Raw genomic sequence first — 14,758 nt, forward strand, 5'->3', positions numbered from 1 at the left:
CTAGGCGATCGCTCTCATTGTTCGGTGTTCTCTGTGTCCCTGTGGTGAAAAATCCCCAGGGTGATTTTATCGAGAAATAGAGGGGCGATCGATTATCAGAAATGGACCGATTTAACTCATTGCTTCAGAGTAAACCATCAGTCTTGAAGTTCAGGAACCCGATCGCTTTCATATTGTTCAATTAAAACACCGAGAATATCCATCAGTGAAGCCAGAGGATGTGCTTCATCTTCGCCAACTTCATCAATCAGGCGATCGAGCCAATCAACCAGATCTTGATAACTGGCTTCATCGCGGGGAATGACTAATTTAGTTGCTAGGGGCTGCCACAATTTTTGAGTTTCATCAATGCTCAACATTTTTACTCTCTCCATTTTCCTCGATCATACTCTGCATGAGTCAAAACTGCCCGAATATAAATTTTTTGTCGATTATAGTGAATCGCCGCTATTAACCGTACTTTGTTCCCACCAATATTAAACACTGTGAGGTTATCAACTTGGTCAGCACTGGGAAACTCGTTACGAAGTTCAACAAAGGAATTAAATGTTCCTGATTTCACCAGTTGATATCAACGAGCCAATGCGCTTTCTGTGTCCGGGTACTTTGCTGCAAATTCATTGAGCCGTTTGCGTGTGATAACGTGCATAATGAAACTCAGGGATATTACCCAATTATATCATCGGTTTTAATGTCTGCGTCGCGCTCCTTAAATTTCCTCTCCCAAGAACGAAAAAGGCGATTTCCTCTGCGAATCTTAAAGAGTTAGTCAGGAAGTAGGTTGGGTTGAGGAAGGAAACCCGATGCCCACAAATATTTACCCTAGAAACTCAACGATTCTCTCCGGGATGTAAAAGCGATCGCCCTCCAATTGCGGATACCATATCCCCTGAGACTCAGAAACCTTCTGTGAGAGTTTCTGCATCCTCACAGAGATTGTGCCAGAAAATCGGTTTCTGAGGTACAATTGCTGTAAACCAAAAATCTCAACCCTGCTTGTCCAGACAATATCTATATGAACAGTCAAGAAATCACTGCCATATTTGATGGTCAATCCTTGCAATTAGAATCGCCCTTAAACCTAGAAGTAGGAACAAGAGTCAGCACCCCCGGCTGAAGCACGGGGGCTTCCTGCCCCCCGCTTTCAGGTAGCTGACCAGCTTAAGCCTTAACTGGCTACGTTCAGAGCAAGAGTTAAAGTTCCTACCCTGGAATGCGTGCTAGTTCCAGGCACTAGAACCAAATCGTTAAACAGTCCTAAGGGGTTAAGACAGTGCGATTTGGAAAGTACCGACTCTGAACATTAGCGTTCGCGCAGCGTGCGCGTTAGCGCAAGCGCAAACATTACCCCGCAAGGGAGTCGGAGCCAACCATAGCTCCATGGAGGGGCAACCATACCCCTCCACCCCGCAAGGGGGTGCTGGCGGCTAAAGCCGCTTGAGTCGGTTTTCCTCTCCGCGATAAATCACGGAGCTTCCAACCCTCCCAGGAGTTTTACGTGAAAATTACTGTGGAAACCCTATTTGCCCCTAAAGACACCCCCAAGACATTTCTACAAACAGCCCAGTCCTTACAGTTACAAGGGAAGCCCGATTGGTCCGAGAACATTGACCAGTATCTATACGGAAACTCCATTACTGAGGATGATTGAAGTCTTTTTAGATACATCTTTTGCCATTGCTTTATCTTCCATTACAGACCAACATCATGGTAAAGCCGTTTAATTAGCCACTCAACTAGAACACGCCAACCCGGTTTTTATTATGGAGAGATAGCTAGTACAGCAAATCAGATGAGTGGTATTGACAGAGAAATATATATAGAAAACCGAACCAGTCTGATTGACAAACATTTACCCGAAACCGAAAAATCCCAAAGAGAACTGAAAACCGAAGGAATGGTCTATTTATTTAACGATCGCCAGACAATGGAGAGGGTGGGAGAGGAAATTAAGCAAAGAGGAGAAAGGACGGGAGCGGAAGATTCAGAAGACAAATACGAACGCTATGGATTATTTTTTGCCGAACCAATTGGGTATATCCTCAAATTAGATGGAACGAGAATTCCTCTCCACTATGGAGAAATAAAAATAAAAAAAAGCACAGGGAAATATCATGTCATACCTCGCACCAGACCGCGCACCACAAAATCCTGAAAACGCCAAAACGCAAATTACGACCAGAGAAGAAAAACAATGGGAGTTTGCCGAAATCTGGGTAGACCCTTGGCTTTCACCCCCTCATATTCTGATGTTAGTTAAAGAACAATCCGGTAAATTCTCGATTCAAAATCCGGCAGAAAACTATAAATCTATCTTTACCAGTGATACTTACGAAGAAAGTCAAATGTGGTTGCTGGAAGATGAATACGAACGAGTCACAGGTCGGTTTGGGCAACCGGAGTAAAAGCAAGGCGATCGCTTTTTGTTATAGGGGTAGGTTGGGTTGAGGAAGGAAACCCGATGCCCACAAATATTTACCCTAGAAACTCAACGATTCTCTCCGGGATGTAAAAGCGATCGCCCTCCAATTGCGGATAACATATCCCCTAGACTCAGAAACCTTCTGTCAGAGTTTCTGCATCCTCACAGAGATTTTGCTATAAACCCGGTTTCTTGGCATAAGTCAGAGCGATCGCCCATGCTAGAATTATCATAGACCGTAAGGCTGAATGCAGCGTAGAAGCATTAACGTTGAGGAGAATATAACCATGTCTGCAAGAGAACAATTAATTCGTGAGATTTCCCAAATCCCGGATCCTTTAGTAACAGAAGTGTTAAACTTCTTACTCTTCATCAAAGCCAAAAATCAACAAGATGATTCGGCGGCATCAAATTCAGAAACTCAAGAAGAACCATCTTTTTTAAAGTTTATAGATAAAATTAATTCTGAAATTATCGCAGAAGAAAACACCAAGCTACCAACGGACTTCTCCAAGAATATAGACCACTATTTGTATGGATCGCCCAAGGAATAAGCATGAAAAAAATCTTGGCGGATACAGGTTATTGGATTGCCTTACTACAGTCTGTTCAGAAATCATCTGATCACCTCTCAAAGTCCCTCTCCCTCTCTGGGATCCAGATTTAGGGTGAGGGCAATATATTAAGCGACTGGTGAACAAGCTGTAAATCCCGATGACGATCTACATCCCCAAGCTAGAAACATGGCAATTTATCTAAAAAATGTGTCTATTGTCACCAGTGAAATGGTGTTTACTGAATTACTCAATGCTTTTTCGGGAAAGGGACGTTTTTATAGAGAAAAAGCTGTGATATTTATTAATTACGCCTTGGATAATTCTGAAATTCAAGTTGTCAGTCAAACCAATGAACTCTTTAAAAGCGCACTTGAGTTATATCATAGCCGACCCGATCAAGCATGGAGTCACACAGATTGCACCTCATTTAAAATTATGTAACAACAAAATATATTAGAAGCACTGGCTTATGATAAACATTTTGAACAAGCTGGATTTGTTGCTTTATTGCGTTAGGGAATTACGCGATCGCACCCTATTTTTTCCCTCTCCTTGAACCCTGAAACCGGGTTTCTTTGGTAGGAGCGATCGCCTTCCAATTGCGGATACCATATCGCCTGAGACTCAGAAACCTGGCTGATGTGAGGGTTTCTCTATCTTCCCCAAGATGTCAACTAGAAACCGGGTTGATCGGCATTTCTGTGACCAGTAACAATGGTTAGTGTCATGATAACTCGTCTGATTTAACCTCCAAACTTCGTAGGCGGTTAATAGCTGCCGCTAATTCAAAACGTCGGAACATAGCTAAATCTCCCTGGGGAAAAGGACTAATGATATCCAAACCCTTTTCATCAAGATCTGCCATAACTTGATCAAGAATTTCTGGGAGAGTTTTTACCCCATCAATGTATCTGTTTTTAGCGTAAACCATCGCCTCAGCGATCGCCTTTAATTGGTCTTTAGACACCAACTGTTCCACCGCCGATAAATCCACATCCTCCGACCCAAAACTTACCTCATCCACATCTCGCACTTTCACCCGCACATCTCGCTTTCCACGACTAGGATCAAGACTTTCTGGTAGGGGAACCCGTGGCTTAATCTTACCAAACTTTTGACCCCCTTCTGAGGTGCGACCCGTGGTATATTCAGCGGCGATCGCCTTAGCTTTTTCGGTCAATTCCACTGGCTGAAAATTATCCATAGCTATCACCGTATCAGCCACATCAAAATAGTCGCCACTTCCCCCCATCACCAGAATAGTAGACACCCCATAATCATCGTATAGTTGTTTAACCTTATCAATAAAAGGCGTAATCGGTTCCTGTTCCTTCGCAATTAAAGCCTGCATTCGGCGATCGCGAATCATAAAATTAGTCGCCGCCGTATCCTCATCTACCAGTAACACCGGAGGAGTCCGTTTTTCTCCTAAAATTAAGGCTTCCAAGGCTTCCATAATATTAGCCGCTTGGGACGTGCTACCACTAGCATTTTCCGTGGAAAAATCAGTAGTCGATCGCCCTTGGGGAAGCTGATTAATAAAAGGTGAAATATCCACCCCCGCCACACTGCGACCATCTTCGGCGCGCACTTTCACAGCAGCCGCGTCCGTCACCACAAATTCTCTGCCATCATCAGGGATATGGTTATAAACTCCCCTTTCAATAGCTTTAAGAAGAGTCGATTTTCCATGATATCCACCCCCCACAATTAGCGTAATTCCCCTAGGAATACCCAAACCCCTAATCGGTCCCGCGTTGGGTCGGTTTAGTTCAACTTCTAAGGAACCCGGAGACTGAAAAGCGATCGCATTTTCCCTCGATAAGGGGCGGTCATTCACCCCACTTTGGCGCGGTAAAATAGCATTATTAGCAATAAAAGCTACCAGGGAATGATCGCCTAATTGTTGTCGCAGACTTTCCGTATCTTCCACCGTTTCCACGTGACGCTGACAGGCTGCTTGGTCTAGGTTTTCGTATTTGAGGGCGCGATCGACAATAGCCGGAATATCCTCACATAACATAGCCACCGCTTGGCGACCCAGAATATTGCGACCCCTGGCTGGGAGTCCCACAAAAAAGCGAATTTCGATGCCTTTTTCCGACGCGGCGGCTATCGGTTTCCCCCGTTGTAGCGCCGGGTTTCCTCCTATGGTTTTCGGGGTTCGGTTAGCGACCTCCACTAAGTAGGCGGAAGTCCGCGCCAGCACTTCCTGACCAACCCTGGTAATCGCAATCATACCACTTTTACCCGTACCCCGACGACTGCTAATTTCATAAGCCGCGCGGTCAAACTGTCGGGTAAGATAGTCTCTTAGCGCCACTTCTCGGATCGGGTTTTTGTATAGTTGCGGCGGAAAATTGGCGATCGCTGGTGGAATTTGTACCCGAAATTTACTGGGGGAAGCAAAGGGATCGCCCTGGACATAATCAATAATTAGGGTAAAGTCGGGAAATTCATATTCACCCGATATATCTTTATAGGCTTTATAACCTCGGTTGTCGAGGTCTAGTAATTTTTGATGCAGATACTGTTTATTATTCATCGGCAAAGTTGACCATTCAAATATATATTATACCAGCCCTTCATGCCGCCATAATATTTTAGCAAATTCGGGGCTGTATCGTCCGCAATTTTTACCCTATTTCATCCGCATCTATATTTAGCTGTTTTTCGCCAATTTCTATATAGTTGTGATGGCCATAAATATAAGGAAATGTCCTCGCTGCAATTTTCACGAATACCGGAGGGGCCGGAAGTAGATGACTTAAACTAGCATCAAATTCGTTGTTGATTTCCCTCAACACTTTAATTTCTGTCTCTAGGGTATCTGATAATTTGTTGATTTTTGCCGATTGCTTGATTAATTTTTCCCAGATAATTTGGGCTTGGGTTTCATACATTTGAGATTGCTTGGCTCTCAGAGATGCTTGCAGATTTTTGACCTTCATTACAGCCACTTTAATATCTTGGTCAATATGCTGTAAGTTAACTGGCAGGTCAGCGATCGCTTGTTGTTCTTGGTGATGAAATTCGGTCATGGCTGCCGCTGATTTATCTTCAGGAAATATCAACTTTACCTGAAAATCTGACCGGATACGGCGGACGGCATGATATTCAGCGATCGCCTCATTTAATCTCTGATTAAGGCTATCCCATTCCTGTTTCAGTTCCCCCAGACTTTTCGCCATAATTTTACCTCTAATTTTATCGACTAATCACAGGGTTGTAAACTACTTAAAAGCACTACTATTCTATCAATAGCTTCTCGTAATTCCTGAGTTGATAAATTCGACTGATTCACTATGATAGCAAAAACCAACGGCGAATAACTCTCAGATTTTACATAACCCGCCAGAGAAGACATCCCTCTCATAGTACCAGTTTTTGCCCATACCTGACCCTGTGCTGGCGTATTTTGAAAGCGTCTTTCCAGAGTGCCACTGACCCCCGCCACCGGGATAGCATCTTGATAAATTTCCCAGTGGGGAGAGTTCCACATTACCCGCAAAGTTGCCACCAACACTTGGGGAGTAGCCAGGTTATGACGAGACAACCCAGAACCATCTCGCAGTACATATCCTGACCGACTAACCCCTAAATTATCTAGCACTTCCGCTATCATATTTAATCCCGAACTGGCTGCATCCAAACTAGGTCTTTGGACTCCCAAAGTTCTAACAATTGCCTCAGCAAATACATTGTTACTTTGCATATTTAAAGTCTTCACCAATTCCGACAATGGCGGTGATTCCACCCAGGCAACTTCCGGTTCCGAACGCTGAGAATAATTAGCCAGTATCCCCCTATTGACAGATATTTCTTGTTGTGATAATATGGTTGTGAATCCCTCCAAAAAGTTGGCGCCCGGATTAACAACAGCCGCAAAAACATTTTCTGGTTCCGCCCCAATATGCAACTGCCCAGACACCCGAATAATCGGTTCCGTAAAAGAGCGCCCAATCGCTACAAATTCAGGTTCTGTAGTGCTAACAGTCCGGGTTTGATTATCAATTTGCCAGCCGATTCCTTGTTCAGGTCTAACCCAGGTTACTCGTAAAGGTTGCCCCACATTTTCAGTCGGCCAGAGTTTTAAATCTAGGGAATTTTGATGTAAAATCAGACTATTAACCGGGGCTCCATAACCCGCTTGTACATCTTCCCATTCCCAGTTAGGATTGACAGTCATCCCCGGAAAATATCCGTCCTTAGCCACCAAGGTATCAATTTGGGAAATACCGCGATCGCGCAATTGTTGGGCTAAACTTTCCAGTTCAGTATTAGTAATGGTCGGGTCACCTCTTCCGACAATATAAACATTGCCATTGCCACTACTATAAACAGAAGTACGGATGCGAAAATCTGGCCCTAGTGTTTCTATACTCGCCACCGTAGTTAAGAGTTTAATCGTCGAGGCGGGGAGAAAAAAACGCTCCGAGTCCAGACTATATAAAACTTGGCCAGAGTCTAGGGACTCAACCATAATTCCCCAGCGGGAACGAGAGAATTTGGGGTCAAGGGCGATCGCATTAATTTCAGTTTCTAGTACCGCTGGACATATAGACCTAGGTTCGTTGGCCATAACCGGCACAGAGAAACTGATCAGAGTCGAAAAGAGAGCGATCGCAATTGATTTCATAGTCCTTATTTGGAGAATTGCCACACAGATGTGGAAATATATAAACTGTCAGTATTAATTTAATACATATAACCGTCGTGAAAATTTTTGTTTACCATACCCCCGAATTAACTCCTACAGACAGCATTCCCGATTGTGCGATCGTTGTTGATGTACTCCGAGCCACTACCACCATAGCCACAGCTCTGAACGCAGGGGCGGAAGCCGTGCAAGTCTTCAGCGATATCGATGAACTCATGGAAGTCAGCGAAAAATGGCCCGCCGACAAACGCCTACGAGTTGGTGAAAGGGGGGGGCAAAAAGTCGAAGGTTGTGACCTAGGTAATTCTCCCCTCAACTGTACCCCAGAAGTGGTTGAAGGTAAACGACTCTTTATGACCACCACTAACGGGACCCGCGCCCTCCAGAAGGTTCAGAATGCCCCCGTAGTAATCACATCAGCTTTAGTAAATCGCCGAACCGTCGTAGAATATCTAATGACCACCAAACCAGAAACCATCTGGATAGTAGCATCAGGTTGGGAAGGTAGCTTTTCCCTAGAAGACACCGCCTGTGCCGGAGCCATTATTAATAGCTTGTGTTCAGAAATGGGTTATCCCATAGATAACCTAGGGGGGAATGATGAGGTTTTCGGTGCTGTAGCCCTTTATTACCAATGGCAAAATCAACTATACAAACTCATGAATACCGCCAGCCATGGTCAACGTCTAGCACGTCTCGAATGCTACGACGACCTGAAATATTGCGCTGACACAGACATTGTAACCGTGCTACCCATCCAAAGCGAACCAGGGGTCTTGATTAAATCGAAAATGAAAATGCAGAGTCTTCAATATTGGATTGAACAATCCCTCCCCTTATAGGCTGTTTATTGATGGCTAAGAAAAATTCTCTGGCTATTAGATCATAAATAATTGATGAATTACTCCCCTCTCTGCCTATGGGAGAGGGGTTGAGCGTGAGGGTTGGAAGTATGCTTGATTAGGAAAGACAGGTTGATATTCTATGAGCAGCAACTGAAAACCCGGCTTCCGCAAAGAAACCAGGTTTTCTGTTGTCACAATGTTTTAATTAGACTTATTGTGCATCATCAGTTTCCGACTGCTGAAAAGCCTTAGCAGTTTTCTCTTGAGCCAACTTGAGAATCAGCACGCCGAGAGGAGGCAGACACAAATCAAGGGATTGGGGATAATTATGGAACCACCACTCATCAGTCCATTTTCCGCCCAAATTACCCATATTGCTGCCACCGTATTCACCAGAATCGCTATTAAACAACTCCGTATAGAAGCCGACTTCGGGAACGCCGACGCGGTAATGGCTATGGGGTTGGGGAGTGAAATTACAAACCACTACCACAAACTCACCTGTATCCTTAGAACGGCGGATAAAAGAGACCACACTATGGCGGTTATCGCTACAATCAACCCACTGGAACCCGGCTTCCGCAAAGTCCTGGTCATAGAGAGCCGGTTCACTGCGGTAGAGAGTATTTATATCTTTAAAAAAGCGCTGAATCCCTTTGTGTGCATCAAACTGCAACATTTCCCATTCCAAGGTTCCCCAAGCATTCCACTCCTTCCATTGAGCAAACTCCATCCCCATGAAGATAGTTTTCTTACCAGGGTGAGCAAACATATAGGTAAATAAAGCGCGGACATTAGCAAATTTTTGCCAATCATCCCCTGGCATTTTACCGAGAATATTGCTTTTACCATGTACGACCTCATCATGAGACAAAGCCAACATGAAATTCTCGCTGTGGTGATACCACATACTAAAGGTAATGTTATTTTGGTGGAACTGGCGGAACCAGGGGTCCATGTGGAAATAATCCAACATATCGTGCATCCAACCCATGTTCCACTTGAGGTTAAAGCCTAAACCACCGACATAGGTTGGCCAGGAAACCATTGGCCAGGAAGTGGATTCTTCAGCAATGGAGAGGATACCAGGGAAGTAGCTAAAAATGACATGGTTAGTCTGGCGAATGAAGTCAGCAGCTTCGATATTTTCACACCCGCCATAATCGTTAGCGACCCATTCCCCATCTTCCCGACAATAGTTGAGGTAAAGCATGGAAGCGACAGCATCAACCCGAATACCATCGATGTGATACTTCTCAAACCAAAACAGAGCATTAGCTACCAGGAAGTTACGGACTTCATTACGCGAGTAATTAAATACAAGGGTTCCCCATCCTTTGTGTTCACCTTTGCGGGGGTCTCCGTGTTCGTAAAGGTGGGTTCCGTCAAAGAATGCCAACCCGTGACCGTCTTTGGGGAAGTGACCAGGTACCCAGTCCACAATTATCCCAATACCGTTTTGGTGACACTTATCTACGAAGTACATAAAATCTTCGGGAGTGCCAAACCGGGAAGTGGGAGCATAGTAGCCTGTAACCTGATAACCCCAGGACCCATCAAAGGGGTGTTCGGCAACGGGTAGAATTTCGATATGGGTAAAACCTAGTTCTTTGACGTAGGGAATCATTTGATCGGCCATTTCCCGATAGGTAAAGAACCGACTACCGGGATCCAGTTCTACGGCCTGTACAGGAGGCTCAACGGTTCCATCGGGTAATGTGTGGGGTTCAGAAAAGGGAGCGCGATTCCAAGAACCTAGGTGACATTCATAAACAGAGACGGGGTGTTCGAGAGGGTCGGTATTCCGCCGCTTCTCCATCCATTCGTCATCGTTCCACTTGTAGTTATTTAACTCAGCTACAATTGAGGCGGTTTTGGGTCGGACTTCCTGTTGGAAACCGTAGGGGTCGGATTTTTCGTAAATGTGACCCTCGAAGTTTTTGATTTCGTATTTGTAGGCTTCTCCTACACCAATTTCAGGAATAAAGAGTTCCCAGACTCCGTTACCAAATTTCCGCATTTGGTGTTTGCGACCATCCCAGTGGTTAAAGTTCCCCAGAATTGAGACGTTGCGAGCGTTGGGAGCCCAAACGGCAAAGTAGACCCCATCCACGCCATTTAAGTTCATGGGGTGAGCGCCGAGTTTTTCGTAAATACGATGGTGATTACCTTCGGTGAATAGGTGAATATCAAAATCGGTTAATTTGGGGGAACGGAAAGCATAGGGGTCGTGGGTGACGCGCTCGTGTTCCCCTTCCTTGAAGCGCAGTTTATAGTTTTTCAGTTCGGGAATATCAATAACACACTCGAAGAAGTGGGGGTTATGAACGGAGTACATGGGGTACTCTTTCCGTTCTTCGGGTAGTACAACCCATGCTGCATCAGCGGTGGGGAGATAGGCTCGCACGGCCCATAGGCTTTTTCCATCTTTCTCAATTTGATGGGGGCCTAGGACTTCAAAGGGGTCGTGGTGATGGTTCCAAACAATCTTGTCAATCTGATCTAATGCTATGGTCATGGATATCAAACGCTCTACAACAAAAAGATTACTAGAGTTAACACTGATACATTTACGCGACATTTTTCCGGTTGTTCCCGGACAATGCGACGATAGCACTATTACCCGTTAAGATAACAGAGGCGGTATCCCGCAAAGCTTTTAGAAAGATTCCAAAAGCACCGTTTCAGTCCCGTGGTAGAGTGAACCCGCACTCAGGACATCGGAACACTTTTGAGCCATCTAGCTGGGAATGGACATGACCACAGTGAGTACAGGTTTTGCTGGTGTATTCTTCGGTCACATCTACAACTGTGGTTCCAGTTATTTCCGCGCTTATGTCTCAGGGTTAGTTTGAATCGATAATGCGCCCATGTCAGCATGGCGCGGGCAGTCTTAGACCTGATTAGACGCTTCACCTTGGCAACCATATTGGAAGTCTCGAAGGTGGGCCAAAAAATCCGGCTGTGTTATGGGATGGCCAGGGATGCGATCCAATCAACCAAGGGGTTGAAGTCCTCACCGGGTAGTCCCCACGCCCATTTCAGCTCTATTTCATACCCGAAGGTCTCGCACCATACTTGGTATTATACCGTATTGCCGTAAAATGTTAACCTAATTTGAGATTAAATCATGCTCCCACAAATTCAATTTAATGGGATTTCTTCGACTGCCAGCACAGAAACGCGGTTCTGAACCTACAGTCCCTAGATCGAAAAAGGCATTTAGGCTATGGGGTAGCCAGCCAGGTTTCGGTGTGTGTTCTGGAGGCAGCACACAACCACATTGGTCAACTGTCAGCTAGATCATCGGTTCCAATCAGCCTTAATTCCTCGATCGCCAATTGGCTAATTGCTCGGTGAATTTGAGCCGCGATCAGGTCCCAGGAGTTTCCCCCCAAGTATTGCCGTTACAAAATCGGGCATTTGGATTGGTGGCTAATTTAACACAAGTATACAAAGCTGGGTGAAACTTGGGACATTTAATTTATCAGCCAAAATTAATTAATTGTTCAAGATATACCAGAGCATATCATCTGTGGTACTATAACAGTAGGTTTTTGTGGTTGCCGGATCAGGTCTGGGCAAAACTAAGTAACTAAACATTGTGATCAGGTGTAAGTGATGGCTGTTGCGTTTAAACCCCGCCGCCCCAGTAAACGGGTCGAGGTGAACCCTTTTGTTGTAGTCCAAAATCCTCACAATGTGGTTTCTCTCGATCGCATTCGTCAGAACCGGGTCAAACCGGCTCCCTACTCCCGACAGGAACCTCCCATCAGCACCATAGAGGCTCAAACTACAGTGGTGGAAGTTCTGCCCAGGACGCAGGAACTACCCCTATGGTTAAAATCTCTAATTACTGTTAAACAACTGTCATCGATCGCAGCCTGTGTTTTGATGGGGGGTGCTATGACTTTCTATGGGCTGAAGGTTTATGGGGAGTCTCGCTGGACAGGACAATATCCGAGACTAGAACATCTGCGACAACAAGAGCAACAACTGCGCCTGGCTAAGGAAATACTCAAACATACTATTGTAGAATCGGCCGGTGACCCTGATGCGGGTTTGGAAATTCCTACCCCTGATAATATTATATATGTGCAACCAGCCCCTCCGCGTCCAGCTACGGGGCGAGAACTTTCCTCGATTGTCAATCCTCCCTGGTCTTCGCCTCCTCAAACAAATCGGCCTTTGGCTTATTAGCAGTCAGGTAATGCTTCTCGACCCATGATAGGAGTGCTTCTGGGACAATGGCGCGTAAAGATCGAACACAGTTGGTTAATACTAGCAGGGTGAAATAGCCAATGGCTTCTTCTGATTATTCTTCGGGTTCGAGTCGATCGCATGAATCTGGTTTTTCTTCCCGTGGTAATCGTCAACCATTACGGGGCAGAATCAAGAAGCGATACAGCCAAGGCGACACTATGCGATCGCCAGGTTCTGCTAGTGTTTACCATCCCCCAAAAAATCTAATCTCTAAACCCTCTAGCAGAGTCTCCCACAGGAGGCCAAAGCCGATTAAGTCCGCTAAATGCAGTCCGGTTCGCCTGTACTTGGTGTGGTTAATCCTACTGGCGGGAATTTTCGGGCTAGGTATTCGCATATTTCATCTGCAAATCATCGAAGGTCCTTTTCTGCAAGAAAAAGCTGAATATCAGCAACAACAGCGTTCTCTACCGTTTATTCCCCGTCGTCCCATTAGCGATCGCAATGGTACAATTCTGGCTTTTGATCAGCAGATATATACCCTGTATGCTCACCCAGTTTTGTTTAAAAGCCCGCCGGAGGAAATCGCCCAGCAACTAGCCGGAGTAGTGGTAAGGACTGATCTAAGCAGTCCCACCACTCAGGAACTGCTGAATTTATTTAATGTAGCCCAGAGTGGTCTAAAGGTGGCGGATGGGTTATCAGAACAGGTGAGGCGCAGGATTCTCCGATTACAGATTGATGGCTTAGAATTAGTTCCTGAGCGGCGGCGACTTTATCCCCAACAAAATTTAGCTGCTGATGTTGTCGGTTATGTAGACAAAGAAGGCCGAGGTCAAGCCGGAGTTGAGTATAGTCAGGAAAACCTGCTTAAACGTAGTATGCCTTCCCTGCTGTTCCAACGGGCGGTAAATGGCGCATGGGTTCCCTCTCAACTGGCTGGGGGTTTTATCCAAATGGATGACCTAGAATTGCGGCTAACCATTGATTCTCGTATGCAGCGCATTGTCCGCAGCACCCTAGCGGAACAGGTGGAGGCTTTTAACGCCAAACGGGGAACTGTGATTGTTATGGATGCCGAAGATGGTTCTATACTTTCGTTGGTGAATGAGCCTTCTTATGATCCTAATCATTACTATAAGTTTGACAAGGAACTATTTAAAAATTGGGCTTTGACGGATTTATATGAACCCGGTTCTACCTTTAAGCCGATAGCAGTGGCTTTAGCTTTAGAGGCTAAGGCGATCGCACCAGATAGTTACATTAATGATGAAGGTAGCATTCAGATCGGACCTTGGACTATCTCTAATGCTGATTATAGTTCCGCAGGTGCTAGGGGCAATGTGTCGATTACCGATATCGTCAAATATTCGAGTAATATCGGCGTGGTGCGGATTGTGCAACGCCTGGACCCAAAAGTTTATTATCAGGGTCTACAGCGTCTAGGTATGGGGAAAGTCGTTAATGTTGACTTACCCTTTGCGGCGACTGGTCTGCTGAAAAGTGCTGAAGACTTTGTGAATGTACCGATTGAGATTGCTACCAGTTCCTTTGGTCAGGGATTGTCGATTACTCCTCTGCAATTAGCCCAAATCAATGCTACTTTAGCCAATGGTGGTAAGTTGGTAACACCCCATGTCGTACAAGGGTTGTTTAATAGCCAGGGACAGTCCTACTTGCAAACTTCCATCCCACAACCGGAGCAGGTTTTTTCCGCAGAAACCGCCCAAACCGTTTTGGAGATGATGGAAACTGTAGTTACGGATGGGACTGGTAAAAATGCCCACATTCCCGGATATCGCATTGCTGGAAAAACCGGAACTGCTCAAAAAGCTAGTTCTACGGGTGGTTATTATCAGGGGGCTTATATTGCCAGCTTTGTTGGTATTATCCCCGTGGACAACCCTCGCTATGTAGTTGTAGCGGTAGTGGATGAACCAGAAGGGGGAAGTGGTGGATTGGTGGCTGCTCCCATTGTTAGGTCAGTAATGGAGGGGCTGATTAAAGTTGAACAGATACCCCCATCTAAGTTTTAGTGGGACTTCACCAGGCTATATGATTAAATTTGAAC

At 45.4% G+C, this 14,758-nt stretch carries 15 protein-coding genes and 1 pseudogene; 8 read left to right on the top strand and 8 right to left on the bottom strand.

Going from position 1 to position 14,758, the window contains the following annotated elements; genetic code table 11:
• Nucleotides 1–137: 137 nt before the first annotated feature.
• From HFV01_RS29145 to HFV01_RS29155, 3 genes are all read right to left on the bottom strand, one after another.
• Nucleotides 138–359 (bottom strand): hypothetical protein, encoded by a 222-nt coding sequence (locus HFV01_RS29145; protein WP_006622783.1) that lies wholly within the window; start codon nt 357–359, stop codon nt 138–140.
• Between the two features lie 2 nt (nt 360–361).
• Nucleotides 362–562 (bottom strand): type II toxin-antitoxin system HigB family toxin, encoded by a 201-nt coding sequence (locus HFV01_RS29150; protein WP_235720187.1) that lies wholly within the window; start codon nt 560–562, stop codon nt 362–364.
• A 255-nt stretch (nt 563–817) separates the two neighbouring features.
• Complete coding sequence (locus HFV01_RS29155; RefSeq protein ID WP_192808262.1) at nt 818–1,054, bottom strand: hypothetical protein; 237 nt, start codon at nt 1,052–1,054, stop codon at nt 818–820.
• Between the two features lie 738 nt (nt 1,055–1,792).
• Here HFV01_RS29155 and HFV01_RS29165 point away from each other — a divergent pair.
• The 5 genes from HFV01_RS29165 to HFV01_RS29185 all read left to right on the top strand — a co-directional run bounded on the left by HFV01_RS29165 (nt 1,793) and on the right by HFV01_RS29185 (nt 3,420).
• Nucleotides 1,793–2,155: a DUF6972 family protein gene (locus HFV01_RS29165; RefSeq protein WP_006622789.1), complete on the top strand. Its 363-nt coding sequence runs from the start codon at nt 1,793–1,795 to the stop codon at nt 2,153–2,155.
• Nucleotides 2,115–2,405, top strand: coding sequence for a hypothetical protein (locus HFV01_RS29170; RefSeq protein WP_006622790.1), 291 nt, complete (start codon nt 2,115–2,117; stop codon nt 2,403–2,405). Before HFV01_RS29165 ends, HFV01_RS29170 begins: the two co-directional genes overlap by 41 nt.
• Nucleotides 2,406–2,444: 39 nt before the next feature.
• Nucleotides 2,445–2,657: a hypothetical protein gene (locus HFV01_RS29175; RefSeq protein WP_152343995.1), complete on the top strand. Its 213-nt coding sequence runs from the start codon at nt 2,445–2,447 to the stop codon at nt 2,655–2,657.
• A gap of 52 nt (nt 2,658–2,709) precedes the next feature.
• On the top strand, nt 2,710–2,976 hold the full coding sequence (locus HFV01_RS29180; protein ID WP_006622801.1) for a hypothetical protein: 267 nt from the start codon (nt 2,710–2,712) through the stop codon (nt 2,974–2,976).
• A 189-nt stretch (nt 2,977–3,165) separates the two neighbouring features.
• On the top strand, nt 3,166–3,420 hold the full coding sequence (locus HFV01_RS29185; RefSeq protein ID WP_006622802.1) for a type II toxin-antitoxin system VapC family toxin: 255 nt from the start codon (nt 3,166–3,168) through the stop codon (nt 3,418–3,420).
• A 283-nt stretch (nt 3,421–3,703) separates the two neighbouring features.
• Here HFV01_RS29185 and HFV01_RS29190 read toward each other — a convergent pair whose 3' ends face one another.
• The 3 genes from HFV01_RS29190 to dacB all read right to left on the bottom strand — a co-directional run bounded on the left by HFV01_RS29190 (nt 3,704) and on the right by dacB (nt 7,618).
• A complete protein-coding gene (locus tag HFV01_RS29190) occupies nt 3,704–5,524 on the bottom strand; it encodes an ABC-ATPase domain-containing protein (protein WP_193520676.1) in 1,821 nt (606 codons plus the stop codon).
• Between the two features lie 91 nt (nt 5,525–5,615).
• Nucleotides 5,616–6,170 carry a hypothetical protein gene (locus HFV01_RS29195; RefSeq protein ID WP_006622805.1) on the bottom strand — a complete coding sequence of 185 codons (555 nt, stop codon included), beginning with the start codon at nt 6,168–6,170 and terminating at the stop codon, nt 5,616–5,618.
• A gap of 23 nt (nt 6,171–6,193) precedes the next feature.
• Nucleotides 6,194–7,618, bottom strand: coding sequence for a D-alanyl-D-alanine carboxypeptidase/D-alanyl-D-alanine endopeptidase (dacB, locus tag HFV01_RS29200; protein ID WP_006668932.1), 1,425 nt, complete (start codon nt 7,616–7,618; stop codon nt 6,194–6,196).
• Nucleotides 7,619–7,695: 77 nt separating this feature from the next.
• Between dacB and HFV01_RS29205 the strand changes: the two genes are divergently transcribed.
• Nucleotides 7,696–8,481 carry a 2-phosphosulfolactate phosphatase family protein gene (locus HFV01_RS29205; RefSeq protein ID WP_006622807.1) on the top strand — a complete coding sequence of 262 codons (786 nt, stop codon included), beginning with the start codon at nt 7,696–7,698 and terminating at the stop codon, nt 8,479–8,481.
• 214 nt (nt 8,482–8,695) lie between these two features.
• On the opposite strand, the gene glgB is transcribed toward HFV01_RS29205, so the two are convergent.
• Nucleotides 8,696–11,002, bottom strand: coding sequence for a 1,4-alpha-glucan branching enzyme (gene glgB / locus HFV01_RS29210; protein ID WP_008056071.1), 2,307 nt, complete (start codon nt 11,000–11,002; stop codon nt 8,696–8,698).
• A gap of 52 nt (nt 11,003–11,054) precedes the next feature.
• Nucleotides 11,055–11,451: pseudogene (locus HFV01_RS31535) on the bottom strand (zinc ribbon domain-containing protein); the annotation flags it as partial.
• 654 nt (nt 11,452–12,105) lie between these two features.
• On the opposite strand from HFV01_RS31535, the gene HFV01_RS29220 reads away from it, so the two are divergent.
• Nucleotides 12,106–12,684 carry a hypothetical protein gene (locus tag HFV01_RS29220; RefSeq protein WP_006622812.1) on the top strand — a complete coding sequence of 193 codons (579 nt, stop codon included), beginning with the start codon at nt 12,106–12,108 and terminating at the stop codon, nt 12,682–12,684.
• A gap of 101 nt (nt 12,685–12,785) precedes the next feature.
• The gene (locus HFV01_RS29225; RefSeq protein ID WP_006622813.1) at nt 12,786–14,723 is read left to right on the top strand and encodes a peptidoglycan D,D-transpeptidase FtsI family protein; all 1,938 of its coding nucleotides are present in this window, start codon (nt 12,786–12,788) and stop codon (nt 14,721–14,723) included.
• The last annotated feature ends 35 nt before the right edge of the window (nt 14,724–14,758 follow it).

It is taken from the genome of Limnospira fusiformis SAG 85.79 (assembly GCF_012516315.1).
GTDB lineage: Bacteria > Cyanobacteriota > Cyanobacteriia > Cyanobacteriales > Microcoleaceae > Limnospira > Limnospira fusiformis.